Below are 23,867 nucleotides of genomic sequence, written 5' to 3'. Positions count from 1 at the left end.
GACGTGCGCCCCGGCGTTGCCTCAGCGCACTTCCTTCAGGTATTGGTCGCTGAAGGCCTTCTGGACTTCGGCCATCTTGCCGTAGTCGATGGTCTTGGCGCGGGCGTAGTCCGAAGCGGGCAGGAAGCGCGCCTCCACCTCCTTGGACACCGCCTTGGCCCGTACCGGCCGCAGATAGGCATTCGCCCACAGCGCCTGCCCGGCGTCGGACAGCACGAAGTCCAGCACCTTGCGGGCTTCGGCCGGATGCGGCGCCTTGTTGACCATGCTCATGACGTACGGCACCACCAGCGTGCCTTCCTTGGGAATCACGAAGGCGACATTGGCGCGATCCTTGTAGCGGGCGCGATAGGCGTTGAAGTCGTAGTCCAGCAGGATGGGAATTTCACCGGACAGCACGCGCGCATACGCCGTCTGCTTCGGCACGATGGGCTGGTTCTTCTGCAGGTCCTTGAAGAACTTCAGCGCCGGGCCGAAATTGTCGAGCGAGCCGCCCAGGGCCTGGTTGATCGCCACCGCGCCCACATAGCCGACGAAGGCGCTGGCTGGATCGAGATAGCCCACCATGCCCTTGTACTCGGGCTTCTGCAGGTCGGCCCACGATTGCGGCACCGGCTTGCCGCGCAGCGCGTCGACATTGACCATCAGGCCCAGCGTGCCCGAATGGATCGCGAACCAGTGGCCCTGCGGGTCCTTGAGGCCGTCCGGGATGTCATTCCAGTTGGCGGGCTTGTAGGGCGCCGTCACGCCTTCTTTCTGCGCCTGGATGCCGAACGTCACGCCGTAATACACCACGTCGGCCACCGGGTTGGCCTTTTCCGCGACGATCTGGGCCAGCGACTGACCCGAGTTCTTGTTGTCGTGCGGCACCGTGACGCCGGTCTTTTCCTTGATCGCGCGGATCTGCGCAGCCCAGTCCGCCCATTCCGGCGGGCAGTTGTAGCAGATCGCGGTTTGCGCGGCCGCGGCGTGGCTGAATACGACCGCGCCAAGCGTGGGCAGCACCCAGCGCAAGCGGCGCAGCCAGGACGAAGTCGATTGCATGATGCACTCCTTATCTAGATACGGCGGTGGTGGAAAACGGCACAAGTCGATGCAGGTGAAACGCGCCGGTTCGGCTGCGGCGGTCGCTAAGCGGGTGGTCCGACGGTGGCGCCGGCGCGTATCGCGTGCGGCAGCAGCGTCGCGCGTGGCGGGCCACGGTCCGGTGCGGCGTCGGCGCCGGCGGCGTTCAGCCGTGCCAGCAGGCAAGCCAGCGCGCGAGCACCGATCTCGTTGTTGGGCTGCACGACCGTGGACAGCGGCGGCTCCAGCAGCTGGCCCAGTTCGATGCCGTCGTAGCCGAGCACGGAAATATCGCCGGGCACGGACAGTCCCAGGCGCTTCAGAATGGACATCACGCCGATGGCCAGCATGTCGTTGGTGCAAAACAGCGCCGTGGGCGCGCGCGGCGCGGTGACAAGGCGCCGAATGTGTTCGGCCTCCTCCGGCGTATGCGTCGGCGTGTGGGCCGGCAAGGACAGCGGTGGCAGCGGTTCCAGGCCGTGCGCGCGCATCGCGTCCTGATACCCCGCATAGCGTTGCTTGGCGCGGTCCGATGCGGCGAAGGCGCCCGATACCACCGCGATGCGCCGATGCCCGGCGGCGATCAGCGTCTCCACGCCGGCGCGTGCGCTGACGCGGTTGTCCACCGACACCGAGTAGTGTTTGCCGCGGCGCGAGCCCTGGTTGTACGCGAGCACATAGGGCACGCGCTCCGCATCCAGCTGGTCCAGCACCGCGCTGCGGGCGGCATCGGCAACCGTCAGCACCATGCCGTCGACCCGATGACGCAGCAGATATTCGATCCGCTCGCGTTCGCGCGCGGGGTCGTAGCGGCTGGTCACCAGCATCAGCGAATAGCCTTGCGCCAGCGCAGCCTCCTCGATGCCGCGCCAGCATTCGGCAAATACGGCGTTTTCCAGCGTCGGCAGCATGACGCCGACGATGCGTGTGCGCTGTGCTCGCAGCTTGGCGCCCAACAGGTTGGGCCGGAAGCCAAGTTCCTCCGCCGCTCGCAACACGCGCTCGGCGGTGTCCTGTCGCACGATCTCGGGATTGCTGAATACGCGGGAGGCCGTTGCCAGCGATACGCTCGCCGCCTGCGCAACGTTCATCAGCGTCGCGCCATTGGACGGCGTGGGCGACGCGGACGACGTGGCGAGGGGTGCGGGTTTACGAGGCATTCGGCGGGAATCGGGGCGAGGGGGGGAGAAATGAAAACGTTTTCATTCAAGCCGCAAAAAAACCGGTGTCAAGGACAACCGGTGGTGCGGTGCGCCGCAAAAAAGCCGGCGCGGTCATGCGATCGGCATCGGTGGCCGAACAGGGGCGATTGTGCGCGGCGCAAATGACAGCAGGATGAAACCTGTCCGGAAGGACGGGCTGCGGAACTGGCCTCATCCAGACAAACCGGACGGCAATAAAGAAAAACCCGGGCATTCCCTCCCGCCCGGGCTTCTTCAACGCGTCAGAGGCTTATCCCTTCGCCAACTTCACCGAAGTGGCATCGCCCGTGATGTATCCCACTGCCGCCCCAAACCGATCCTTGTAATTGGCCCGAACCAGCGGATCCAGCGTCGGCTTGACGATGTCATGCAATGGCGATTCCCAATCCCCCGGATGCTGGAACGAACTCATGACGTAAGTCCATCCGTTGATCTCGTCGACCGCATGCAAGCCGGTCGATTCGGCACCGGCCGGCGTCGACAACACGCGCGACAGCTTCTTCGTATCGACGTTGTAAGCCCACAGGAAGTTGTTGACGTGCGTATTGCTGTCCTCGCCGATAAACAGCGTGCGCAGCTTTTCCGAGAACTTCAGGTTGTCCGGCGTCGCGATCTTGTCCGGGTTGGCGAAATTGCCCAGCGCGTCCTGCTGCTTGAGCTTGCCGCCGCCAAAGTCTTCGGCGATCAGTTCGGGGACGGCGGCCATATCGACCGGCACCCATTCGGAATTGATGGGCGCACCGGTGGTATCCGCCTGGCCGCCGCGCAGGTTCTGCGCGTAGACCGCGCCCGAATAGGGACCCTCCACCTTGACGCCGCCTGAGCCGTTCAGCATCGACGATTCGATGCGGGACATCGCGATATAGGCGACCTTGTCGCGCGCGTTGATCGTCGTGCCTTCCCACTTGGTGAATCCCAGGCTGCCGCCCTTGAGCGCCGCGTAGCGGTGCGTCTCGAGGAAGGCCGCGGCCTTTTCCATGCCGGGCATCAGCTTGACCCACTGGAAGCCGCCATTGAACGGGATGCGGGTATAGCTGGCATCGGCCGGATCGGTGGTCTTGACGTCGAAGATGTCGGTGGCCTGGATGCCGCCGCGGACCAGCGCGCGGATTTCGTCGCTGGTGGCGTGGCCCAGCGGAATCCAGCTCAGCGTGGCCGAGCCCGGGCCGGTGCCCGAGGTTTGATTCCACTTGCCGACGTACAGCGTGCCCGACGACAGGTCGCGCGCGCGGTCGGCGATGAACATGAAGGCGCCGCCGTTGGTGGCGTCGTCGCCCATCAGCACGGTGCGCTCGTCGGGCGCGACGCAGACCAGCTCATGCGAGATGCGGCCCAGGCAGTAGTGCTTGACGATGGAGCCGGTGCCGTCGGGGTTCACCGTGACCTCGGGCAGATGGCCGTAGTCGTACGGCGAGGCCGCGGTCGGGTCGCCGAAGGTGTAGGTGCTGAAGCGCTGGAACTGCGTGTTCGACGCGATCGTAAAGGCGTCCGGCTCGTATTCCTCGCTCGACAGGTGCGTATTCCACGGCGACAGGCTGGCGCCGCAGGTAATCCACAGCCCGCGCGCCGACGACGTATCGACGTTGTGGTACTTGACGAGCGTCAGCTTGCCGGTGGCCGGGTCCTGGTCGAGCGTCAGGATCGCGATCGGCGAGGGCAGCATGCCGTAGGTCGAGGCGCCCGCCTGGTCGCGCGTGGTGTATTCGAATTGCACCACGGCAAACACCGGCTTGCCCTTGACGCCCGGCACGTTTGCATCGGCCAGCGTCAGCAGCGAGCTGCCGTCGACGCAGTCCGAGAAGAACTGGCGCTCGCTGCCGGGCACGGAGCGGTCGAGGATCGGCTGGTTGTGGATGTCGAAGTAGCCGCCAGCCACCACGGTGCCGCCCTTGCCGTCGGGCACCGTATCGCCGGTGATGAAGAAGGGCTGATAGGCGAGCTTGTAGGTCTGGCTGCTGCCGTCGCTGAACGAGACCTTCAGCTCGGAGCCGACCGTGGTGGTGGCCATGGCCGCCGGCGCGGCCAGCGTCGGGGCGCTCATGCCGATGAACTCGGCGGTGGTGAAGGTGGCGGTCGGCGTGCCGGGGTTCGGCGTGGTGTCCGCGTCGTCGTCGCCGCCGCAGCCGGCCAGCAGTGCGGCCGAGGCCGAGCCCAGCGGCAGCATCGGCGAGGTGGCGAGGAGTTTGAGAAGGGTGCGGCGAGATGGATTCGGTGTTGGCTTCATGTTGTTGAAAGCAATCTGAAAGTTCGACGCTGCAAACGACGATGCCCGGCGGGTGGCCGGGCATCGAGGGGGGACCGCTCTTCGGAGCGCAGTCGGGATGGTAGGCAGCGTTGATGACAGTTTTTTGACAGTGGGGTGGATGGCACTCGGCCCGCGCGCCCTCAGTGGCCTCCGTGCCCTCAGCGTCCTTAGCGTCCTTAGCGTCCTTAGCGTCCTTAGCGTCCTCAGCGTCCTTAGCGTCCTTAGCGTCCTCAGCGTCCTTAGCGTCCTTAGCGTCCTCAGCGTCCTCAGCGTCCTCAGCGGCGGCGGCGGCCGCAACGCGCCCTCAGCGCCGGCAGTGCCCCTCAGCGCCCTCAGCGCGCATTGACATCCCTCTCGATCGCGCGCGCCGTCACCAGCAACTGCGGCAGCAATTGCCGCAGCGTTTCCTCGACCGTCCAGCGCGACGTCGACACCGCGATGTTCACCGCGCCGATCGGCTCGCGCTGCCGATTGAGGATCGCCTTGGCGATCGAGATATCGCCGATAAAGGATTCCTGGTCGTTCAGCGCATAGCCGCGTTTGCGTGCGGTCTGGAGGGCCGTGCGCAGGTCGGACAGCTCGGTGCGCGTATGCGGCGTCATCGCACGGCGCGGCACGCGTGCGAGCAGGCGCATCGCGTCGTCGATGTCCATTTCGGCAAGGATCGCGCGGCCCGCGGCGGAGCAGTGGATCGGCAGACGCGAGCCGACGTGCAGATCGACGCTGACGGCACGGAAGCCCGGAAAGCGCACCACATAGACGATCTCGTCGCCTTCCATCTCCATCAGGTTGACCGTCTCGGCGGTGCGGCGATTCAGGTCTTCCAGATGGGGCAGGGCGCGGTCGCGCAGCGAATCGCTCGACAGCATTGCGTGGCTCAGATGAAGCACTTTACCCGACAGCGTGAATGCGCGGGTCTTCGGGTCCTGGCGCAGGTAGCCGAGCGCGGTCAGCGTATGGGTGATGCGCTGCAACGCGCTGCGGCTCAGCGACGCGTGTTGGCAGAGCTCGGTCAGGCCGACCGGGCGGCCGATGTCGGCCAGGCGCTCGAGCACTTCGAAGGCCTTGCCGATCGAGGCGATAAAGAGCGGATTGGCGGAGCGGCTGTCGTCGCCGCGCTCATCGCCTCGCTCATTGCTGCGCTGATCGCGATGCCTGCCACCGCCGTTCGCCCCCACGCTCCGGGCCTTCGATCCCTGCACTGCCTTCGCCGTCCCCATTTCCCCATTCTCCCGCAGTGATTCGCCGCAGATATCGCATACCGATATCTGCTATTGCACCCGCGATAGTGAGCCACTTACATTCGAAGCCGTCAAGACATCCACCCATACACCGATTTCCATGGAACATCAGAACGCGCCGATCCCACCGTCCCGCCCGCCACGCGTTGCCGTGATCGGAGCCGGCATCGTCGGGTCCGCGATCGCGTACGAACTGCAGAAGCGCGGGGCCGAGGTCACGCTGATCGATCGCGACGAGCCGGGGCGAGCCTGCAGCTACGGCAATTCCGGGGCGATCAGCCCGGGCTCGGTCGCGCCGCTGGCGATGCCCGGCGTGCTCGCCTCGTTGCCGAAGATGCTGCTGGACGAACGCAGTCCGCTGTATCTGCCGCTGCCGTATTTGCCACGGGCCTTGCCGTGGCTGCTGCGCTTTATCGCGTCGGCGTCGCCGCACCGGGTCGAGCAGGCCGCCGAGCGCCTGCATGCCATCCACGTCAACGCGGTGCAGCGGCATCGGCAGCTGACGCAGGAGATCGGTGCGCCCGAGCTGCTGATGGAGCGCGGCCATCTGCATCTGTATCCCGATGCCGGGGCGCTGGAGAAGGACGCCACCTCCTGGCGCATGCGCAAGGAATTCGGCTACGAGTTCGAGACGCTGGATCGGGCCGGCATCGAGGCGCTGGAGCCCAATGTCGGCAAGCGCTATCAGGTCGGCGTCTTTCTGCAGGATCACGCGACCATCGTCAATCCGGGCCGCTACGTGCAGGCCATCGTGCGGGCGTTCGAGCAACGCGGCGGCCAGCGGCGCAGGACCGAGGTGCACGCCCTGCGGCGTGCGGACTTCGCGGGCCGGCCGCGCTGGTGCGTGGTGGAGGCGGACGGCCGCGAGGACGAATGCTTCGACGAGATCGTGGTGGCGGCGGGCGCGTGGTCGCGCAAGCTGACGGCGCCGCTGGGGCTCGAAATTCCGCTGGAAAGCCAGCGCGGCTATCACGTGCAGTTCCGTGGCGCCGCGCGCACCGTCTCGCGCACGGTGGTACTGGCGGACCGCAAGGTCTTCGTGACGCCGATGGAGGAGGGGCTGCGCGTCGGCGGCACGGTAGAGATCGGCGGGCTGTCGCGGCCGCCCGATATGCGCCGCGCGGCGATGCTGGAGCGCATCGCGCGCGAAACCTTCGATGGGTTGGACGATCCCGCGCCGAGCCGCTGGATGGGTCATCGGCCCTGCATGCCGGACTCGGTGCCGATCGTCGGGCAGGCGGATGGCCACCCCGGACTGTGGCTGGCAGTCGGGCACGGCCATCTGGGCGTGACGGACTCGGTCAATACGGCGTATCGGATTGCCGATCGGATGTTGGGAGCCGGCACCGAGGCGGAAGGCCGCTCGGACCCGGCGTTCACGGGGACGAGGGATTCAACCGCCGAGACATCAGCTGTTGCCTCCGTTGAAGGCGGCGGCCCAGCGTCTTGATGGCTGACCCGAGCCTTCAGCGCCACGGATCAGCGCGCTGAAGGCCGCGTAACGTTCAACCCCAGCGGCGCACGCGGCCGGTGTCGATGTGGATGAAGTTCTCGCTGCGGTAGAAGCCGACGCCGCCGGCCTGCAGCGACACGGCCGCGTCGCGCAGGTCGTCGAGCGCCACGCCGGGCAGGCGGATGTCGATCGCCTTGCCATCCATATGCAGGCTGTGCTTGGCCACACCGCCGCCGCGCGTCTTGCGCAGGCGCGAATTGGTATTCGGGCTGCGATAGCCCGAGATGACCTGGAACGGGTTCTCGCTGCCCAGTACCGTGCGCAGCTGGTACAGCACGCCGAACAGCTCCGGATCGATCGTGCCGACGTCCCCGGAATAGTGGTCGCGCAGGAAGCGATTGAGCTTCAGGTGGGCCTGCGGCAGGACCTGTTCGCCCATCGCGTAGACCAGCGACAGATGCTCGCCGGTGTGGGTGTGGTCGAAGGCCAGCGCGCGGGCGCCCGGCACATTGGCGAGCGCCAGTTTGGGCGCCAGGGCCGTCAGGCCGGCGCTCAGCGCCAGGCCGCCGGTACGTTGCAGGAAGCGGCGCCGTGCCGGATCACGTGAATACGTCATGATGTGATGTTCTAGCTCGTTTGGCTCGATGTTGCTTGTCTCAGGAAGTCAGGAGGGTGGGGCGCTGGCCGCGCGGTTGGCCGGCGGCGTGGCCCTTACGGCTGGCGTATGTGAGGCTCGGCGCGCGGCGCGCTGCTGCAGCGCCTGGCCGAGCACTTTATCTTGGCCGTAAATGTCAGCGAGGAAGGATACCCGTCCATCGGCTCTTGCGATGGCCGTGCCATAAGCCAACGTTACCGGCAAGGGATTGACCAGCGAGACGGTGCTGGACTTGCCGGCGCCCATCGCCTGCCGGATCCGCTCCTCGGTCCATTCCGGCATGTCCTTGAGCACGAACTTGGCGAGCGCCACGGGATCCTCGACGCGGATGCAGCCATGGCTCAGGTCGCGCCGGCCGCGCTTGAACAGCTGCGGCGCCGGCGTGTGGTGCAGATAGATGGCCTGGTTGTTCGGGAACACGAACTTGATGTCGCCGAGCGCGTTCACCGGTCCGGGCCGCTGGCGGATGCGCATCTGTCCGTCCAGCACGGCCTGCATATTGGCGGCGCTCAGCTGCTTGAACACCTCGTTGCCGGCCACGAACTCGAAGCCCTGGCGCTTGAAATAGGCCGGATCGCGCTGCAGCCGCGGGATGATTTCCTTCTGCGCGATCGAGCGCGGCACGTTCCAGTACGGGCTGAACTCGATATAGCGCATGTCCTCCTTGAACAGCGGCGTGCGCGTGTCGAGCGCCTTGCCGACGATCACCTTCATCTCCAGCCGGATATCGAGCTTGCCCTCGTGGAACTCGTAGGCGCGCAGCATGAACTCGGGGATATTGACGACGATCATGCGTGAGCCCTCCGCCAGCGGGGTCCAGCGCAGCCGCTCCATCGTCAGCACGATCTGCCGCACGCGGGCCGACAGCGGCGTATTGAGCTGGGCCAGCGTGGCCGGGCCGATCACGCCGTCCGCTTCGAGGCCGTGACGGCCCTGGAACGCCTTGACCGCGGCCACCAGCGGTCCGGTATAGGTCGCCGGCACCGGTGTGCCCGTCGGCAGGTCGCCGAGCGCGGTCAGGCGCTGGGCCATTGCGGCGAGTCCCTCGTAGCTCTTGCCCTCGGTCAGCTTGCCCTCGGGTAGCGCGGGCAGCGGGGTTTTCCAATGGGGCAGCGTGGCCAGCTGGCGGTAGCGGGCCAGCGCATCGCGCAAGGTGCCATACAGCGGGAACGTCGGCGCGGCTTCGCGGATCGCGGCCGGCAGGCGGTTCGCCGCCAACGCCGCGCGCAGATAGCTGTCCGGGTCGAACGGCTTTTCCTCGGCGATATTGAAGTTTGCATGGACCTTGCGCGGGTCGACGCGGCCGCGGTGCAGATCGGACAGGTAGCGCTGCATCGCCGCGGTCAGGGCGCCGTCGAGGCGATCAGCCGCCTCGGGCGGCAGCGCCGGCCCATTGGCCGCTTTGGCGACGGCGTCGCGCAGCATCTTGGCGTCGTAGTCCTCGGCGTCCAGGCCATCGGCCGGCGCATTGGCCAACGCGGCCACCGCCTGCTGCGCGGCGGGAGTCGGCTTGCCATTGGCGAACCACAGGGGCTGGGCCAGCGCGCCGGTGGCGAAGCCCGCCAGCAGGGCGGCCAGCAGGACCCGCGGCAGGGCGGTCAGCGCGCCGGCATACCAGCGCCGGCAGCGTGCGAGCAGAACGGGGAAGGGCGATTGCAGGGCGTGCAGGTGGGACGTTTCGGCAACAGTCATCAGGGATCCGGAATGGCGTACCAGTCCATATGCTAGCCCAGGATGCCGGCAGGCAAGGAATCGTGCACAATGCGCGTTCCCGCTGACGAGGCCGTGCCCGATGAAACGATTGCTGATGATGTTGCCGCTGGTCCTTGCAACGGTCTTTGCGTTGGGTGGCTGTGGCGTGCTTGCCGCCCCCTGCCGGGTCGCCTCCGCGGGACTGAAGATCGTGCCGGTCATCGGCGACGTCGCCGCGCTGCCGACCGATGCCTGCGCCGAGGTGATCGACTGAGGCTGAGGTGATTGACTGAGTCCGAGGTGGTGATGGGGCCGAGATGATCGACTGAGGCGGCGGTGATCGACTGAGGCGGCGGTGATCGACTGAGGCGGCGGTGACCGACCGAGGCCGAGAGCGAGGTCGCCGCCGATGTCGCAGCCGCAGCGCCCTAGCGGTACGACAGCACCAGCCCCTGGATCAGCTGCGTCCACCCCTCCAGCATCACGAACAGCAGCAGCTTGAATGGCACCGAGATCGTCGTCGGCGCGATCATCGACATCCCCAACGCCAGCAGGATCGCCGCCACGATCAGGTCGACCACGACGAAGACCAGATAGATGATGAAGCCGATCTGGAACGCGCGCGTCAGCTCCGACAGCGTGAAGCTCGGGATCAGCACCATCATGTCGTCCGGCTGCAGATCGTCGGCGCGGCCCTCGGGCCAGATCCGCTTGGCCGATTGCACGAAGAAGGTGCGGTTGCGCTCCTCGGTATGCTTGATCAGGAATTCCTTCAGCGGCCCGCTGACCGAGTCGTAGACGGTGACCACATCCCCCACGTTGAACGGCGCATTGCTCTGCGCGCGCCGCTCGATCGCGTCGAAGGCATCGGCGCCGATCGGCGCCATGATGTACGCGGTCAGGATGATCGCGATGCCGTTGAGCACCATATTGGGCGGCACCTGCTGCAGCCCCAGCGCGGCGCGCAGCAGCCCGAACACGATCACCAGCTTGGTATAGCTCGTCACCATCAGCGCGACGAACGGCGCAATGCCGAACGCCAGGATGACGGTGAGGATCAGTACCGGGTTGTACAGATTGCCGCTCATGCGTCGCCCGCGGCGAAGCTCGATACGCGCACGCCGAGCCGGTTGCCCACCGCGATCAGCGTGCCGGTGCCCAGGATGCGGCCGCCGGCGACGATGCGTACCTCGCTCTGTTTCAGCGGCTGGGGCAGTTCGAACACATAGCCGGGCCGCACTTCGCGCAGGTCGGCCAGCGCCAGCGAGACATCGCCGACCTCGAAGCGCAGCGACACCTCCAGCTCTTCCAGCCGGTCCAGCGCGGCCGGCGCGGCGTCGGGATGGGGCAACTCGCGCTGCCCGTTGTTGCGGTCTTCCATGCTGTCTCCGTGAGCCGACGGCGCGGCGGGGGCGCCGGTCGGGCGTTGAATCGTGATGCGGCGACCCTCGGCGAGCGCGGGCCAGCCCAGGCCCGCGGCACCGGTCGTGCAATGGACGGCCAGCGCGCCGCCATGCGTCTGCCAGTGTTCGATGCCGACGATGTCGCCTGGACGGATGTCGCGCATCTCGCCGACCGCGATGGCGGTGGTGCCGATGCGCACGGCCAGCGGCACCCGCAATTGCGCCAGCCATGGCGGCAGCGGGGCGGCGGGCTCGCGCTGCAGCAGCGGCAGCGTGGCGAGGCGCTCGGGCTCGTCCAGTTGCAGGGTGGCGTGCAGCGTCTCGCCGGCGGCCGCGACATGGCGGTCGTAGCCGCCAGTGCCCCCATTACCCGCATTACCGGTATTGGCGGCGTTGCCCGCATTACCCGCATTGCCTGCATTGCCCGCATTGCCGCCATCGGCTCCGCCGGCGCCACCGCCGACCCGCCGCAGCGTCAGCCCAAAGCACGGCGCGCCCGAGCGCGGGCCCGCGCCGTCCGCTTGCCACGCAAAGGGCTGCCGGGCCGCGGCGGCCACCATGTCGGCGACCGGGGCCAGCGCATCGGCCATCAGGGCTTGCCGCAGCAGGGCCGGCAGGGTCTCCGACGCCCCGTCCACGCCGAGCAGGCGGCGTTCGCTCGGCACATCGAACAGCAGCTGTCCGCGCGTCTCGCCGAGCGTGAAGGCGTAGGCGTTGGCGCTTGCGTTGAGCCCGCCGTTGGCACTGACCTTGGCGTTGGGGTTTGCATGGGGTTACCTCCGCCGCCGGACGAGCGCGACCCGCCGGCCGCCAGGCTCTCCCGCGGCTCGAAATCCAGCAGCCACTCGGCGCCGGCCACGCGCAGCCGCAGCGGCGCCGTCCGGCACAGCAGGCGATTGGCCAACGCAGCCACGTCCGCCTCGACGTGCGGCAGCTCCGGCGCGGCGTCCAGTTCGCGGATCGCCGCTTCGCCGCTGCCGGGGCGATGCAGCCGCACCCGCGCACGCGCGGCCCCGCCCCGGCCCGCTGACATGGGACCTGCGGAGGCAGGAGGTTCGCTGAGCGCTAAGGACGACGTCATGGATGGCAGAGGCATGGCAAGGCCCGCCGGCGGCGGCGAAGCCCGCGGCGGTCGCAGCCAGTCAGTGAGGCCGAAACAAGTGAGACCGAATTAGACAAGGCGGAAATACGGGAAGAACGATACGGAAGCAGGTGCAGCCCCGTCCACTACGAGCCTTGGTAGTAGGGCCCGCGGCGGCCCCGTCCGCAGCCCCGCCGCTACGAATCCTCGGTATTGGTCGCGTGGCGCAGCCGCCATACACTGCGCTCACCGTTCGCCAGGGGTGCGCCGCGGCGGCATGGCCTGCGTGGCGCGTGTGGCCCGCGTGGCCTTCACCCAGGTAGCGCCATCGAGCCCGGACAGCCCGGGCCCGTCCCGGCGAACGGCCGATCGAACCATCGCAGCAGCCCACATACCGCGTCATGGCAAAACTGTCGGGATTCACCAAGGGGATCGGCCCCGCGCCAGGCCTGCAGCAGATGGCTGCGGCGGCCTCGCGCCAGTCCGACATCGCGCTGACGCTGCTGCTGTTCGCGGTGATCGCGCTGTTCGTGCTGCCGCTGCCGACCTTCCTGCTGGACCTGATGCTGACGATCAATCTGGGCATCAGCCTGACCCTGCTGATCGTCGCCACCTATATTCCGTCGGCGCTGTCGCTGTCGACCTTCCCCTCGCTGCTGCTGTTCACCACGCTGCTGCGGCTCTCGCTCAATATCGCGTCGACCAAGCTGATCCTGTTGCACGCCAATGCGGGCCACATCATCGAGACCTTCGGCAAGCTGATCGTCGGCAACAACGTCGTGGTCGGCGGCGTGGTGTTCCTGATCATCGCGATCGTGCAGTTCATCGTGATCGCCAAGGGCTCCGAGCGCGTGGCCGAGGTCGGCGCCCGGTTCGCGCTGGACGCGATGCCCGGCAAGCAGATGAGCATCGACGCCGATGTCCGCGCCGGCACCATCAGCGCCGCGCAGGCGCAGGAGCGGCGCCGCGAGCTGGAGCAGGAATGCCAGCTGCACGGGGCGATGGACGGCGCGATGAAGTTCGTCAAGGGCGATGCGATCGCCGGCGTCGTGATCGCGCTGGTCAATATCCTGGCGGGCATCACCATCGGCACGCTGATGAAGGACATGAGCATCGGCGACGCGCTGCAGCGCTACGCGATCCTGACCATCGGCGACGGCATGGTGTCGCAGATTCCGTCGCTGCTGGTGTCGATCGCCGCCGGCGTGGTCATCACGCGCGTGTCGTCGGACGACAGCGACAGCCGCGCCGCCAACCTGGGCACCGTGATCGGCCGCCAGCTGCTGGCGCAGCCGAAGGCGCTGCTGGTGTCGGGCGTGGCCATCGCGGTGTTCCTGGTGGTACCGGGCTTCCCGAAATGGACCTTCGGCACGATGGCGCTGGTGGTGGCGGGTTGCGGCTACTGGCTGATGCGCCGGGGCCAGCGTACCGCCGGCACGGTCACGTGGATCGAGATGCCGGACGACCGCAAGGAAGAAGACGCGCGCGCGGCCGTGGCGCCCGCGCTGGCGCTGGACCTCGACCCGACGCTGCGCGATCGCCTCGACATGCGCCAGTTCGAGCAGCGCATGACGATCGCCAAGAGCCAGGTCGAGTCGGACCTGGGCATGGTCTTTCCACGCCTGCGGATCGAATACCGCCCGCTTGGCGAGCCCGACGCCTACGCGATCCGCGTGCAGGACGTGGTGGCCTCGCGCGGCGCGCTGCGGCCCGGCATGGAACTGGTCGAGCCGGGATCGCGCGCGCTGGTGGATCAGGGCCGCGCGGTGGTCGGCGCGCCGTTCGGGCCGTTCGCCGAGGCGGTATGGATTCCGCAGGACAAGCCCACCGGCCGCGGCGGCCGCGAAGCCGCCAGCGATGTGCCCGCGCCCGGCGCACCCCGCACGCTGTCGTGCGAGGAGGTGCTGGCCGTCCATGTCGGCGCGGTGATCAAGCAGCATGCCGCGCCGCTGCTCGGCATCCAGGACGTGCAGGAGATGATGCACGTGGTGCAGGCCGAGGCCCCGGACCTGGTGATGGAACTGGCCCGCGTGGTGCCGCTGCAGCGCGTTACCGAGGTGCTGCGCCGCCTGCTGCAGGAAGACGTGCCGATCCGCAACCTGCGCACGATCTTCGAGAGCCTGGTGACCTGGGCGCCCAAGGAAACCGACGCGATCGCGCTGACCGAACTGGTCCGCGTCGATCTCGGCCGCCTGATCACCAGCCGCCATGTCGGCGGCGAACGCGCGATCGACGCGGTGCTGTTCGAACCCGCGCTGGAGCAGCGCGTGCAGGGCGCGATCGAGAAGGCCGCGCGCGGCAACCTGCTGCTGCTGAGCCACGACGTCACGCGCGAGATCCGCGAGCAGCTGCGCCAGCTGCTGGAGAAGGCCAATGCCGCGCGCGTGGTGGTGGTCGTCAGCGTCGACGTGCGCCGCTACATCAAGCGACTGATCGAGCCGGTCGCGCCGCGCCTGCCGGTGCTGTCGTACCAGGAGGTCGACGAGGACGTGCGCCTGGTGCCGGTCGGCTGGATCCGCAATCCCGAGGTCGAGTAAGCGATGGGCGCCGACACGATTCTCGATATCACGCGCGAGGCGCTGCTGGTGGTGCTGTGGGTGACGCTGCCCGTGGTGCTGATCGGCACGCTGGTGGCGCTGGTGGTGGCGGTGCTGCAGGCGGTCACCCAGATCCAGGACCAGAGCATCGGCACCTCGGCGCGGCTGATTGCGGTGCTGGTGTCGCTGGTGCTGCTGGGCGGCTGGCTCGGCGGCGAGGTGATGCGGTTCTCGCAGCGGGCGATCCAGACGATGCTGACCTTCTTATAACGAAGATTCGACGACAGATTCGCACGGCAGTTACGCACAATCACGCAGTGGAAAACCGGGGAGGATATGTTGACAAGCGAACGGTTCGGACCTCGATGTCTGGCCATGGCGGGCGCAATGCAGTGCCGTCCGTCGACAGATAAGAAGATGCTGCCGCCACGGTATGCGGGCGCGCTGCGCATGATGGCGGCGGTCGCGTTGCTGCTGGCGCTGTGGTTCGGCGCCATCGCGCCGCTGCACGCCGCCGACCTGAACTGGCCCGGCAAGCCGTTCCAGATCTCGGCCAGCGAGAAGCGCGTGGCCGATTTCCTGCGCGAACTGGCGTCGACGCAGGGCACCACCGCGGTGGTCGACTCGCGCGTGGACGGCACCATCAGCGGCCGCTTCTCCGATTCGCCGCTGTCGATCCTGCGCAGCGTCTGCGCCAGCTATGGCCTGACCTACTACTACGACGGCTCGCTGCTCTATATCGAGCCGGCCGGCGAGGCGCGCAGCGAGGTCATCCCCCTTCGCGCGCGGGGCGGGGGACCGGCTGCAGGATGCGCTGGAGCACATGCAGGTCATCGACTCGCGTTATCCGATCACGATCAACGACGACGACGGCACCGTGATGGTGTCGGGGCCGAAGCGCTATGTCGAAACCGTGCGTTCCGCGGTGCGCGCCTTCGACGACCGCGCCGTCAACGACGACCGCGCCGAGGTGCAGATCTTCCCGCTGAAGTATTCGTGGGCGTCGGACTTCCGCATCAACCGCTCGGGCAAGGACATCACGGTGCCGGGCGTCGTCACGGTGCTGCGCAGCCTGTACGGACGCCAGCGCGCCGGCACGGCCACCACGCCGGTCAGCATGAGCCCGAGCCGCGGCGCCAGCCGGATGGCCGAGCTGCGCAGCGGCGGCGCCAACAACATGACGCTGCCGCAGGCCAATCCGCGCCAGGTGCTGGAGTCGATGGCCGACAGCTCCACCGGCATCGGCCAGCCCGGCTTCGGCAACTGGGGCTTCGGCGGCCTGCCGCAGTTCCAGGCCGACACGCGCCTGAATGCCGTGATCGTGCGCGATGTGCCGGAACGGATGGCGCAGTACCAGCGCCTGATCTCGTCGCTCGACATCAAGCCGCGGCTGATCGAGATCGAGGTCACGATCATGGACATCAGCCAGGAAAACCTGGACAGCCTGGGCGTCGACTGGCGCCTGCATACGCGCCACGTCGACCTGCAGTTGGGCGGTGGCGGCGGTTCGCCGCTGACCTTCGGCAATGCGCGCTCGGAGGGCGGCACCACCGGCCCCACCGCCGGCTCGGGCCTGCAGTTCACCGGCGCCATCGGCAACGACGTCACCCGCTATCTGCTGACCCGCGTCAAGGCGCTGGCCGAACGCGGCCAGGCCAACTTCGTCGCGCGGCCCAAGGTGCTGACGCTCGACAACACCGAGGCCGCGCTGGAGAACATGCGCGAGTTCTATGTGCGCGTCGACGGCTTCCAGGACGCGGGCCTGTTCAACGTGGTGGCCGGTACCGCGGTGCGCGTGACGCCGTTGGTGATCGACGAGCGTGAAGGGCGCGCGGTGATGCTGAGCATCGATATCGCCGATGGCGACCTGTCCGGCGAGACCGTCGACAACATTCCGATCGTGCGGCGCCGCTCGATCACCACGCAGGCGATGGTCGACGAGGGCAAGAGCCTGCTGATCGCCGGTTATACCGTCGAGGAGAAGCTGCGCGCGTCGTCGGGCGTGCCGTTCCTGCAGGACGTGCCGATCATCGGCAACCTGTTCAAGTACCAGGAGAAGCGCCAGGCCAATATGGAGCGCTTCTACCTGCTGACACCGCGTCTGGTGATGCCGGGGATGAGCTGATGGCCGCCGCCTTGCACGTCGAGTCGCAAGTCGATCCGCTCGCCGGTTCGCACGGCGAGCCGCGCGCCGATTTGCGGGCCGATCCGCCGCGCCAGGACGCCGGCGTTGGCGGCTGGACGCTGCGGCTGCTGGGCGGCGCCGTCTACGGCCGCGTGATCTCGCTGCGGCGCGGCGCCAATGTGCTGGGCGCCGCCAGCGATGTCGACATCAGCGTGCCCGGGGACGACGTGCAGCCGCGCCATCTGGTGCTGAACGTCGGCGAGCTGGCGGTCTCGGCCGAGCGCATCGGCGAGGCGCAGGTCAAGGTCAACGGCCGCGACACCACGCAGCGCGTGATCGCGCTGGCCGGCGGCGACATCCTGACGGTCGGCTCGCTCGACATGGAACTGCTGCGCGCCGCGCCGGCGGCGTCCGAGACCACCGACACGCTGTTCGCCTGGGCCGAATCGGGCCGCCGCGCCGCGCGCGCCGACAGCGACGAGCCGGCGCGCCGGTCCAGCCGCTGGGTGCTGGGCGGCATCGGCGTGCTGGTGGTGGCGCTGCTGATCGGCGCCGGCTGGCTGGCCGCCACGCTGTCGCAAGACGGCGGCTTCGCCCGTACCGCGCAGGTCGACCCGGCCGCGGTGCGCGAGACCGTCGCGGGCTATCCGGAACTGGAGGTGGTGTCGCTGCCCAACGGCGCGGTCACCGTGCGCGGCTTCGTCAATTCGCGGGTGGACCGGCAGCGCATCGCGCAGGCGCTGGCGCCGTTTGGCCGAGGCGTGCAGCAGCAGGTCAGGTCGGCCGACGACATCATCGAGCATATCCAGCGCTACGTGGACGAGCCCGGCGTGGGCATCGCCTACCAAGGCAACGGCCGCGTGGTGCTGACCGGCACGGCGGACCCGGTGGCCGGCCGCGACAAGGTCAAGCGCGTGATCGAGGACCTGCACCCGGGCGTGCTGGTGTCCGATCGCATCGACTACCGCGAGACCGCCGACAGCCGGCGCCGCCATCTGCGCGAAGGCCGCTGGGACAACTGGCAGGGCGTGTTTCCCGCGCGCGTGGTCAGCATCACCGATAACGGCGACGGCACGCGCTACGTGCAGCTGGCCAACGGCAGCCGGTATTTCGAAGGAGCGGTGCTGAAGAACGGCGCCGAGATCGAGAAGATCGAGGCGGACGGTCTGGTGCTGAAGGAAGGCAAGGGCGGCGAGCCGCCGCCGCAGCGCTGAGCGCCGCTGGCATTCGCCGTGGTCCCTCGTTTTCGAAGAGGGGCCGCGGCAGATCGGTTCCGCATCGCCGATGCGGAGTGTTTGGCAGTACCACTTGACGAAGGAGATGGAAATGGCTGGTGAAGTCGATCTGAACGCCAAGATGCAGGAAATCCAGCAGAAGGCCCAGGAGTTCTCGGTGAACATCATGGCCCTGCAGGACACGCTGACCCGTCAGAACGCCGTGGTCAGCAGCGAAATGGCGCACAACACCCAGAAGGCCAACCTGGTCCAGGGCGCGATGCAGGACGTCAAGCAGACGTCGAGGACCAACTGACGGCGGCGGGGTCGCGCGCGTCGCCGGACGGCCACGAGGCCGGTCCGGCGCGCCGCGCACCCTGACCGGCTTGTCTCTCATTTCAGTCCAGGAGAACAGCGATGGATCCCACCGCGATCGCCGCGCAAGGCGCCGCCGCCGAGGCGGCTACCGTGTCCGCGCACCAGCAGGCGCCGCAGGCCAACCAGGCCGCCGATCCGGCCGATGCGCGCACCTTCGCCGAGATGGTGCAGCATGGCGCCGCCGGCGGCACCACGGCCAGCGAGCCGAGCACGTCCTCGCTCGGCGCCGCGATCCGCACCACCTATGTGTCGGCGGGCGAAGAGGCGGCACGCCAGGCCGCGCGGCTCGACGAGATGCGCGAGAGCATGTTTACCGCGATCCAGCAGGGCAGCACCAGCGACGTGGTGTATCAGGCCATGATGCTTCAGACCGAATCGCTCGAGCTGTTCTCGTCGATCCATGTCACGTCGAGCATCGGCAGCGCGGGCACCAATCTGTTCAACAGCCTGCTCAAGAACCAGCAATGACGCCGATCCCTCCGGCTTCGGACATGCCGGCTGCCCGCCGGCTTCCGCTTGGCCGTCTTGCCCGTCTCGCTCCGCTCACGCTGGCCCTGTTGCTGGCCGCCTGCCGCGTCGACCTGTACGCCTCGCTCAACGAGGCCGAAGCGAACCAGATGCTGGCGGTGCTGACCGCCGAGGGCATCGACGCCGACAAGGTGCGCGCCGGCGAGACCGGCTGGAGCGTGCGCGTCGACGAGGCGCAACTGCCCGCGGCGCTCGAAATCCTGCGCAGCGAAGGGCTGCCGGGCGAGCGTTTTTCGTCGCTGGGCCAGGTGTTCCAGAAGCAGGGCCTGGTGGCGACGCCGACCGAAGAGCGCATGCGCTATATCTTCGCGCTGTCGCAGGAGCTGTCCGAGACGCTGCGCAATATCGACGGCGTGGTCACGGCGCGGGTGCACGTGGTGATCCCCGCCACCGATCCGCTGTCGGACAAGATCCGGCCGTCGTCGGCGGCGGTCTTCATCAAGCATCGTCCCGATACCGACCTGCGGCTGCTGGTGCCGACGGTCAAGGACATGGTCGCCCACAGCATCGAGGGCGTGACCCACGACAAGGTCTCGCTGTCGCTGGTCGAGGCGCGGCCGTTTACGCCGATCGGGCCGGTCGCCCGCGCGCCCGCCAGCCAGGGCTTCCCGGTGGGCCGCTTCGCCGCGATCGCCGGGGCGGTGATCGCCGCGCTGGCGCTGGCCGGTCTCGGCGTGCTGGCGTGGAAACGCGGCGGCCTGCGCCAGGCGCTGGGCCGCCTTGGCGCACGCACCTCGATGAGGGGCCGTGCCTGATGGTCGCACTGGCCGCGCCGGGTCTGCCGCCTGCCGCGCATGCGTCCTTGCATGTGACTCCGCACGTGCCCTCGCTTGCGCTGGCCCGCGCGGTCGCGGATTTCGCGCAGCGTCCGCTCGCGCACCAGCATCCGAGCTGGCTGCCGCGCGAATGGCCGCTGCCGCTGCGCAGCGCTGACCGCTTCGGCGCCGCCGCGGCGCAGGTATTGGCGGGGCCGCTGTCGCTCGGCGGCGGCGACGAGCGTGCGCGCGCGCTGCTGCTGCAATCCTTGGTCGATGGACGCGGCGATCCGCTGGCGCGGCTGGTGCTGCTCGATCGCAGCGCGCTGCGGCTGCTCGCCATCTGGTGCGGCATGGCCGTGCACAAGCCCGGCTTTGCCAGCGAGCGCAGCCGCCTCGCCCAGCAGCTCGACGGCAGGCTGGGGGGCGCTGGCCCAGCCGCTGATCGGCACCGTGCCCTACCGGCTGCGGCGCGCCGCGCGGCGCTTCGATCCGCAGGCCGTGGCCTTCATCCTGAAGCGCGTGCCCGATCTGCCGGACCTGCCGATGAATCTCGATCCCATCCGCGCCCGGCCATCGTCCGCCGCCCGCGTGATGGCCGAACGTGGCTACCGGCTGCTGTGCGGTCTGGTGCAGACGCTGCCGCCGGCGGCGGGCGCGATACAAGGGGGCGCGGCACAAGGCGGCGCGACACAAGGGGGCCCGGCACAAGGGGGGCGCGGTACAAGGCGGTGCGGCCCAGGGCGATGGCGCCTCCGCGCTGTTGACCGCCGTACGCCGCAAGTTCCCGCGCCGGCTCGCCGCGCTGCCGGTGCCCGCGCTGAGCCGTCCGCAGGCCGCGCAGCTGCGCGAGCTGCTGCTGCTCAATCTGATTCCCGAACGGTTTCCGACATGGCACTGGCTTTTCTGATTACCAGCGAGAACCTGCAGCTGCTGTCCGAGCGCAAGGTCCTCAAGGAGGCGGAGTACGCGGCCCTGATGGACGCGGCCGAGGTCATCGAGGCCGCTCGCCGCGAGGCGCACCGCATCACCACCGACGCGCAGCGCGACGCCGAGCAGCGGCGCCAGCACGGCTACCGCGAGGGCTGGGCCAAGGCGCAGGCCGAGCACGCCGCCGCGCAGGTCAGCGCCGCCGCCGAGGCCGAGCGCCAGCTCGGCGCGATGCGGCGGACCATGGCCAATATCGTGATGAAGGCGGTCCAGCAGATCGCCGGCGAACTCGATCCGGACATCATCCTCGAGGTCGCGCTGCAGCGGATCGACGTGCTGGTGCGCAGCGAGCCCTTCATCACCATCCAGATCCCGCTCGGGCGCGAGCAGGCGGTGCGCAACCTGCTCGACGCGATGGCCGAGACGCTGGACTGGCCGCGCCGCGCCAACGTCGTTGTCGAGCCAAGCCTGGAGCCCGATGCCTGCCGCATCCTGACGCCGTCCGGCACGATGGAGGTGGGGCTGCAGGCCCAGCTCGAAGCCTTTGCGCGCCGTGTGCAGGCGGGTTGAAACCCTGCCCATGCCCGACCGATCGCATCACGCCGCGTCTTTTATTCCCCGACCCATGGCCGACCCGCTCCCCACCTCCGACCTGAAGGCTGCGCTCCAGCACGCCGCGCTCGATCTCGAACGCGCCTTCGATCACTTCACGCCGGTGGCGATGCGCGGACGCGTGTCGAAGGCGGTCGGCATGCTGATCAATGCGACCGGCATCCAGGCGCATGTCGGCGAGATCTGCCAGTTGGTGACGCCGGGTGAGCCGCCGCTGCTCGCCGAGGTGGTCGGCTTCGAGCAGCAGACCGCGCTGCTGACGCCGCTGGGGCGCACCACCGGCGTGTCCGCGGTGACCGAGGTCGTGCCGCAGATGCACGGCTACCGTTGCCCGGCGGGCGCCGCGCTGCTCGGGCGCGTGCTCGACGCGCTGGGCAGCCCGATCGACGGCCGCGGTCCGCTGGTCGGCGTCAGCCAGGTGCCGGTCGAGAACGAGCCGCCCGATCCGCTGACCCGCGCGCTGATCCGCACGCCGCTACCGACCGGCGTGCGGGCCATCGACGGCCTGCTGACGCTGGGCGAGGGCCAGCGTGTCGGCATCTTCGCGCCCCCCCGGCGTGGGCAAGAGCACGCTGCTCGGCATGCTGGCGCGCGGCGCGCAGAGCGATGTCAACGTGGTGGCGCTGGTCGGCGAGCGCGGCCGCGAAGTGCGCGAATTCATCGAATACAGCCTGGGCGACGCGGGCCTGGCGCGCACGGTGCTAGTGGTCGCGACCTCGGACCGGGCGCCGATGGAGCGCGTCAAGTGCGCGTATACCGCGACCGCGATCGCCGAGCATTTTCGCGACCAGGGCAAGCGCGTGCTGCTGCTGGTCGATTCGCTGACCCGGCTGGCGCGCGCGCAGCGCGAGATCGGCCTGGCCAGCGGCGAGCCGCCGACGCGCCGCAGCTATCCGCCGTCGGTCTTCTCGATGCTGCCGCAATTGCTGGAGCGCGCCGGCACCGCCGCGCGCGGTTCGATCACGGCCGCCTACACGGTGCTGACCGAGGGCGAGGACGACAGCGATCCGATCGCGGAGGAGGTCCGCTCGATCCTCGACGGCCATATCGTGCTGTCGCGCAAGCTGGCCGGCGCCGGCCAGTATCCGGCGATCGATGTGCTGGCCAGCGTCAGCCGCGTGATGCCGCATGTGGTCGAGGACCAGCAGGCCCGCCACGCGGCCCGGCTGCGCGAGCTGCTGGCCAAGTACCGCGAGCTCGAACTGCTGCTGCAGATCGGCGAGTACCGTCCCGGCGCCGATGCGGTGGCCGACGCCGCGGTGGCGTCGATCGGCCAGATCCGCGCCTTCCTGTCGCAACCGGCCGGCAGGCTCGACACCTACGAAACCACGCTGCGCACGTTGGAACGCGCGATCACGCCGCCGGCTCCGGCGGCTACGCCAGCGACGGCGGCGATGGCCGCGGCGGGGCGCACCCCCGCCCAGCAGGAGGCCAGACGATGAATGGCCAATCGACTACGGCGCCGCTGCGCCAGCTCGAACGCGTGCGCGAGCGGCGCCATGACGACGCGCATCGCGAGATGCGGCAGAAGCGCGATGCCTTCCTCGAAGGCATGCGGGCCGCCGAGGCGGCGCAGGGCGCCGTCCGCGCGGCGCTGTCGGAGCGCGCGGCCTTCCTGCAGCGCCTGCGCGAGAGCGCCGCGCAGGAGGGCGTCGCGATCTCGGGGCTGCTCGATGCCCAGGCGTGGCAGGCGTCGTTCGACGCCCGCATCGCGCGCGCCAACGCCGCGCTGGCGCAGGCCCTGGACATTGCCGGCCAGCGTCGCGCCGAGTTCGAGCAAAGCCGCCGGCTGTGGGCCCAGGCGCAGGCTCGCCTGACCGGTACGCGCGAACTGATCGATCGCGAACAGGCCGCGGCCCGCGCCGACATCGAGCGCCGCGAGGAAGAGGCCGCCGAGGAGGCCGCGCTGCGGGTCTGGCAGCGGGGCATCGGGGCAGGCATCAAGGCATGATCGACCCGGCGATGTTCTTCCAGTGGGGCCGCGAAACCGTGATGCCCATCCTGATGGTGATGCCGCGGCTGCTGACCGCCTTTACCGTGGTGCCGTTCCTGTCGCACCAATCGATCCCCGGGGTGGCCCGCAACGGCATCGTGCTCGCGATCGCGCTGTTCGTCTCGCCGGGCGCCCGCGTGGACATCGACGCGGTGGCGGGCGGCCTCTGGCTGCTGCTGATCTTCAAGGAGGCCTTCATCGGCCTGCTGCTGGGCATGGCGTTCGGTCTGTTCTTCGTCGCGCTGCAGATGATCGGCGAGCTGATCGATTTCCAGACCGGCTCGGGCAACGCCACCTTCTTCGATCCGGTGACGCAGCAGGAGGACGGGCCGATGGAAAACCTGCTGTCCCATCTGGGCATCGCGCTGTTCGCCTCGTTCGGCGGGCTGTTCGCGATGACCGGCGTGATCGTCGAATCGTTCGCCTTCTGGCCGGTGATGTCCTTCGGCCCCGACGTGTCGCTGTCGTCGTTCCAGTTCGCCAATATCTATGCAGGCACGATGTTCTCGTGGGTCGTCAAGCTGGCGGCGCCGATCCTGCTGCTGCTGGTGATCGTCGAGCTAGGCTTCGCGCTGATCGCGCGCTTCGTGCCGCAGTTCGACGTGTTCCAGTTCGCGCAGCCGGTCAAGATCACGGTCGCCTTCCTGATGCTGGTGCTGATGCTCTCGGTGATGGTCGACACGCTGCAGGGCTTCCTGCGGCCGGACAATGCGCTGATCGATCTGCTGCGCGGCCGCGCAGGCGTCCAGTGAGGCCGC

Annotated in this window: 22 protein-coding genes and 1 pseudogene; 15 read left to right on the top strand and 8 right to left on the bottom strand. The window is 68.7% G+C overall.

Features of this window, described 5'->3' with window-relative positions:
• Nucleotides 1–21: 21 nt before the first annotated feature.
• From OJJOAM_RS23825 to OJJOAM_RS23810, 4 genes are all read right to left on the bottom strand, one after another.
• Nucleotides 22–1,044: an ABC transporter substrate-binding protein gene (locus OJJOAM_RS23825; RefSeq protein WP_150083542.1), complete on the bottom strand. Its 1,023-nt coding sequence runs from the start codon at nt 1,042–1,044 to the stop codon at nt 22–24.
• Between the two features lie 86 nt (nt 1,045–1,130).
• Entirely contained in the window at nt 1,131–2,156 is a 1,026-nt protein-coding gene (locus OJJOAM_RS23820; RefSeq protein ID WP_422650089.1) for a LacI family DNA-binding transcriptional regulator, read from the bottom strand.
• A 361-nt stretch (nt 2,157–2,517) separates the two neighbouring features.
• The gene (locus tag OJJOAM_RS23815) at nt 2,518–4,491 is read right to left on the bottom strand and encodes a PhoX family protein (protein ID WP_422650088.1); all 1,974 of its coding nucleotides are present in this window, start codon (nt 4,489–4,491) and stop codon (nt 2,518–2,520) included.
• A gap of 353 nt (nt 4,492–4,844) precedes the next feature.
• Nucleotides 4,845–5,690, bottom strand: a complete 846-nt coding sequence (locus OJJOAM_RS23810; RefSeq protein WP_422650087.1) for an IclR family transcriptional regulator — start codon at nt 5,688–5,690, stop codon at nt 4,845–4,847.
• 163 nt (nt 5,691–5,853) lie between these two features.
• On the opposite strand from OJJOAM_RS23810, the gene OJJOAM_RS23805 reads away from it, so the two are divergent.
• Nucleotides 5,854–7,203, top strand: a complete 1,350-nt coding sequence (locus tag OJJOAM_RS23805; RefSeq protein ID WP_422650086.1) for an NAD(P)/FAD-dependent oxidoreductase — start codon at nt 5,854–5,856, stop codon at nt 7,201–7,203.
• 55 nt (nt 7,204–7,258) lie between these two features.
• Here the strand turns inward: OJJOAM_RS23805 and OJJOAM_RS23800 are convergent, their stop codons facing one another.
• Together OJJOAM_RS23800 and OJJOAM_RS23795 are read right to left on the bottom strand one after the other, a co-directional pair.
• Nucleotides 7,259–7,822 carry a YcbK family protein gene (locus tag OJJOAM_RS23800; protein ID WP_422650085.1) on the bottom strand — a complete coding sequence of 188 codons (564 nt, stop codon included), beginning with the start codon at nt 7,820–7,822 and terminating at the stop codon, nt 7,259–7,261.
• Between the two features lie 48 nt (nt 7,823–7,870).
• Complete coding sequence (locus OJJOAM_RS23795; protein WP_422650084.1) at nt 7,871–9,553, bottom strand: L,D-transpeptidase family protein; 1,683 nt, start codon at nt 9,551–9,553, stop codon at nt 7,871–7,873.
• Between the two features lie 115 nt (nt 9,554–9,668).
• Here OJJOAM_RS23795 and OJJOAM_RS23790 point away from each other — a divergent pair, with 115 nt between their 5' ends.
• The gene (locus OJJOAM_RS23790) at nt 9,669–9,827 is read left to right on the top strand and encodes a DUF6726 family protein (protein WP_265635469.1); all 159 of its coding nucleotides are present in this window, start codon (nt 9,669–9,671) and stop codon (nt 9,825–9,827) included.
• A 154-nt stretch (nt 9,828–9,981) separates the two neighbouring features.
• Here the strand turns inward: OJJOAM_RS23790 and sctR are convergent, their stop codons facing one another.
• On the bottom strand, nt 9,982–10,641 hold the full coding sequence (gene sctR, locus OJJOAM_RS23785; RefSeq protein ID WP_006576043.1) for a type III secretion system export apparatus subunit SctR: 660 nt from the start codon (nt 10,639–10,641) through the stop codon (nt 9,982–9,984).
• Nucleotides 10,638–11,621: a type III secretion system cytoplasmic ring protein SctQ gene (sctQ, locus tag OJJOAM_RS23780; RefSeq protein ID WP_422650083.1), complete on the bottom strand. Its 984-nt coding sequence runs from the start codon at nt 11,619–11,621 to the stop codon at nt 10,638–10,640. The genes sctR and sctQ overlap by 4 nt, the downstream gene beginning before the upstream one ends.
• Before the next feature lie 817 nt (nt 11,622–12,438).
• On the opposite strand from sctQ, the gene sctV reads away from it, so the two are divergent.
• From sctV to sctT, 13 genes and pseudogenes are all read left to right on the top strand, one after another.
• Complete coding sequence (gene sctV / locus OJJOAM_RS23775) at nt 12,439–14,574, top strand: type III secretion system export apparatus subunit SctV (protein WP_422650082.1); 2,136 nt, start codon at nt 12,439–12,441, stop codon at nt 14,572–14,574.
• A 3-nt stretch (nt 14,575–14,577) separates the two neighbouring features.
• On the top strand, nt 14,578–14,844 hold the full coding sequence (locus OJJOAM_RS23770; RefSeq protein WP_149318284.1) for an EscS/YscS/HrcS family type III secretion system export apparatus protein: 267 nt from the start codon (nt 14,578–14,580) through the stop codon (nt 14,842–14,844).
• A 553-nt stretch (nt 14,845–15,397) separates the two neighbouring features.
• Nucleotides 15,398–16,699: a type III secretion system outer membrane ring subunit SctC gene (sctC, locus tag OJJOAM_RS23765; RefSeq protein ID WP_422650081.1), complete on the top strand. Its 1,302-nt coding sequence runs from the start codon at nt 15,398–15,400 to the stop codon at nt 16,697–16,699.
• Nucleotides 16,699–17,913, top strand: a complete 1,215-nt coding sequence (locus OJJOAM_RS23760) for an FHA domain-containing protein (RefSeq protein ID WP_422650080.1) — start codon at nt 16,699–16,701, stop codon at nt 17,911–17,913. Before sctC ends, OJJOAM_RS23760 begins: the two co-directional genes overlap by 1 nt.
• 112 nt (nt 17,914–18,025) lie before the next feature.
• On the top strand, nt 18,026–18,229 hold the full coding sequence (locus OJJOAM_RS23755; RefSeq protein WP_006580119.1) for a hypothetical protein: 204 nt from the start codon (nt 18,026–18,028) through the stop codon (nt 18,227–18,229).
• 101 nt (nt 18,230–18,330) lie between these two features.
• On the top strand, nt 18,331–18,759 hold the full coding sequence (locus tag OJJOAM_RS23750; RefSeq protein ID WP_149318287.1) for a hypothetical protein: 429 nt from the start codon (nt 18,331–18,333) through the stop codon (nt 18,757–18,759).
• Nucleotides 18,756–19,574, top strand: a complete 819-nt coding sequence (gene sctJ, locus OJJOAM_RS23745; RefSeq protein ID WP_422650079.1) for a type III secretion system inner membrane ring lipoprotein SctJ — start codon at nt 18,756–18,758, stop codon at nt 19,572–19,574. Before OJJOAM_RS23750 ends, sctJ begins: the two co-directional genes overlap by 4 nt.
• A 47-nt stretch (nt 19,575–19,621) precedes the next feature.
• Entirely contained in the window at nt 19,622–20,341 is a 720-nt protein-coding gene (locus OJJOAM_RS23740) for a hypothetical protein (protein ID WP_422650078.1), read from the top strand.
• Entirely contained in the window at nt 20,338–20,484 is a 147-nt protein-coding gene (locus tag OJJOAM_RS23735; RefSeq protein ID WP_422650077.1) for a hypothetical protein, read from the top strand. The genes OJJOAM_RS23740 and OJJOAM_RS23735 overlap by 4 nt, the downstream gene beginning before the upstream one ends.
• A complete protein-coding gene (sctL, locus tag OJJOAM_RS23730; protein WP_023264256.1) occupies nt 20,466–21,074 on the top strand; it encodes a type III secretion system stator protein SctL in 609 nt (202 codons plus the stop codon). The genes OJJOAM_RS23735 and sctL overlap by 19 nt, the downstream gene beginning before the upstream one ends.
• 55 nt (nt 21,075–21,129) lie before the next feature.
• A pseudogene (locus tag OJJOAM_RS23725) lies at nt 21,130–22,558 on the top strand (FliI/YscN family ATPase).
• Complete coding sequence (locus OJJOAM_RS23720) at nt 22,555–23,067, top strand: type III secretion protein HrpD (RefSeq protein WP_422650076.1); 513 nt, start codon at nt 22,555–22,557, stop codon at nt 23,065–23,067. Before OJJOAM_RS23725 ends, OJJOAM_RS23720 begins: the two are co-directional and overlap by 4 nt.
• Nucleotides 23,064–23,861, top strand: coding sequence for a type III secretion system export apparatus subunit SctT (sctT, locus tag OJJOAM_RS23715; protein WP_226105538.1), 798 nt, complete (start codon nt 23,064–23,066; stop codon nt 23,859–23,861). The genes OJJOAM_RS23720 and sctT overlap by 4 nt, the downstream gene beginning before the upstream one ends.
• Nucleotides 23,862–23,867: the final 6 nt, after the last annotated feature.

It is taken from the genome of Cupriavidus sp. H18C1, assembly GCF_049311595.1.
Classification (GTDB): domain Bacteria; phylum Pseudomonadota; class Gammaproteobacteria; order Burkholderiales; family Burkholderiaceae; genus Cupriavidus; species Cupriavidus cauae.
This window is presented reverse-complemented; position numbering and strand designations above follow the sequence as displayed.